We start from the raw sequence: 1599 nt of genomic DNA, 5'->3' as shown, positions 1-1599 counted from the left end.
CGCGACGATCTGCGACGCGCCCGCCGCCCGTGCCGCCAGCAGCGCGGCCAGCCCCACACCGCCGAGCCCGAACACCGCGACCCGGTCGCCCGGTGCGACGGCCGCGCTGTAGAACGCCGCGCCGGCGCCGGTGAGCACCGCGCAGCCGAACAGGGCCGCGATCTCGAACGGCAGGTCGGCGGGCACGAGCGTGGCGGACTTCTCCGACACCACGGCGTACTCGGCGAACCCGGACACCCCGAGGTGGTGGTGCGGTCGCGTGCCGTCGGGCAGCCGCAGCCGCCGTTCGCCGCCGAGCAGCGTGCCCTCTCGGTTGGCCGCCGCACCGGGCTCGCACAGCGCCTGCCGCCCGGACACGCACCGGCGGCACGACCCGCAGGCGGGCACGAACGACAGCACCACCCGGTCACCGACGGAGAAGTCCGACGCGCCGGGCCCGAGCTCGACCACCTCGCCCGCGGCCTCGTGGCCGAGCAGCATCGGCAGCGGCCGGACGCGGGAGCCGTCGATCACCGACAGGTCGGAGTGGCACAACCCGGTGGCGCCCACCCGGACCAGCACCTCGCCCCGACCCGGCGGGTCGAGGTCCAGGTCGAGCACCTGAAGCGGACCGCCGACCTCGGTCAGCACCGCACCCCTGGTCTTCACGCGACCACCAGCCCCTCCATCGCGGCGCGCAACGCGTCCGGGATCGCCACCGGCTTGCGCGTGCCGCGGTCGGTGAACACGTGCACGAAGTGCCCTTCCGCGACCACGTCGTCCCGCCCCTCGGGGTAGAAGCCGACCTCGTAGCGGACGCTGGAACGACCGAGGTGGCCGATCCGCAGGCCCGCGTCGACGGCCTCGGGGAACGCGATGGACGCGCGGTAGTTGCAGTGGGACTCCACGCACAGCCCGATGGCCTGCCCGTGGTGGATGTCCAACCCGCCCTCGGTGATCAACCACGTGTTGATCACGGTGTCCATGAAGGCGTAGTGCACGACGTTGTTCACGTGCCCGTAGACGTCGTTGTCGTGCCACCGGGTCGGGATCCGCTGCCAGTGCCGGTAGTCCTGTCGCACCAATCCTCCTGACTCAGTCGAGCATCCTGGTCAGCTCGACGCGGGACCGCACCTCGAGCCTGGCGAAGATGTTGCGCAGGTGGTGCTCGACGGTGCGGTGGCTCAGGAAGAGGCGCGCGGCGACCTCGCGGTTGGTCGCGCCCTCGGCCACCAACCGCGCGATCTGCGCCTGCTGCGGGGTCAGGCCCGCGGTCGGGTCGACGCCGGCGCGGCCCGCGGCCCGGTTGGCGGCGCGTTCGGCGGTCCGGTCGGCCTGCGTCGGCCCGACCGCCTCGCCCGCCGCGCGCAGCTCGGACCGGGCGCGGGCGACCCAGCGGTCGGCCTCGTAGCGCTGGAAGATCTTCACCGCGTCGCGCAGGAGCTCCCGCGCCGCCCGCGGCTTGCGGTCTCGCCGCAGCCGGTGGCCGTAGAACAGCTCGGTCTTGGCCAGCTCCATGGCGGTGCCGCTGGCCCGGTGCAACCGGATCGCCTCGCGGAAGTGCTCCTCGGCGCGCGGCCCGTCGGCGAGCAGGGCGCGGCAGCGGTGCGACAGCGCCAG

The 1599-nt window shown here is 74.1% G+C and carries 3 protein-coding genes; all 3 read right to left on the bottom strand.

Annotated elements, in window-relative coordinates; translation table 11 throughout:
* A partial coding sequence (locus tag AB0G02_RS39300; RefSeq protein ID WP_360805334.1) for an alcohol dehydrogenase catalytic domain-containing protein occupies positions 1-648 on the bottom strand: 648 nt, incomplete at its 3' end.
* The gene (locus AB0G02_RS39295) at positions 645-1061 is read right to left on the bottom strand and encodes a thioesterase family protein (RefSeq protein WP_360805331.1); all 417 of its coding nucleotides are present in this window, start codon (positions 1059-1061) and stop codon (positions 645-647) included. The genes AB0G02_RS39295 and AB0G02_RS39300, both read right to left, overlap by 4 nt.
* A 13-nt stretch (positions 1062-1074) precedes the next feature.
* A partial coding sequence (locus tag AB0G02_RS39290; RefSeq protein WP_360805328.1) for a helix-turn-helix transcriptional regulator occupies positions 1075-1599 on the bottom strand: 525 nt, incomplete at its 5' end.

Origin of the sequence: Actinosynnema sp. NPDC023658 (assembly GCF_040639995.1) — a bacterium.
Lineage (GTDB): Bacteria > Actinomycetota > Actinomycetes > Mycobacteriales > Pseudonocardiaceae > Actinosynnema.
The sequence above is the reverse complement of the archived record's forward strand: the minus strand, read 5'-3'. Positions and strand labels throughout refer to the sequence as shown.